The 428-nt window shown below is 60.5% G+C and carries 1 protein-coding gene; it reads right to left on the reverse strand.

The window, feature by feature from the left end:
* Positions 1 to 428: RHS repeat-associated core domain-containing protein (locus HWX36_RS36735; protein ID WP_175958581.1), on the reverse strand; the 428-nt coding region annotated here is incomplete at both ends.

A 428-nucleotide genomic window follows, 5' to 3' on the forward strand; every position in this document is an offset into this window, starting at 1 on the left:
TTGATCGGATTGTTCCCAACATACGCATACCAGTTCAGATCATCCTTATACCCGATCGGATCCGTCTGCAGGAACCGCCCCAACCCCGGCGAGTACATCCGCGCCTTGTAGTAATACAGCTCCAACGGCGCCAGATACTGCTGCCCCGTATAACCGAACCGCGACGCCAGCGTCCCATTCGTCTCCCCGAACGGCCCATACGCCTGGCTGCTCGTCGTCGCGCCGCTGCCATTCGCCAGCGCCACCACACTGCCCTGCTGGTTCGCATACAGCCAGCTCTTCGCCGCCGTACCCGCCCCTTCATACTGCACCAGCGGTTCATCAATCCCGGGACCAAACACGTAACGCCGCACCAGCTTGCCGCCGCCGTCGTATTCACCCACCAGCTTCTGACCGTCGTACAACAATGCCGTATCGACGCCATTGAT

The sequence above is a fragment of the Burkholderia sp. BCC0405 genome (assembly GCF_902833075.1).
Lineage (GTDB): Bacteria > Pseudomonadota > Gammaproteobacteria > Burkholderiales > Burkholderiaceae > Burkholderia.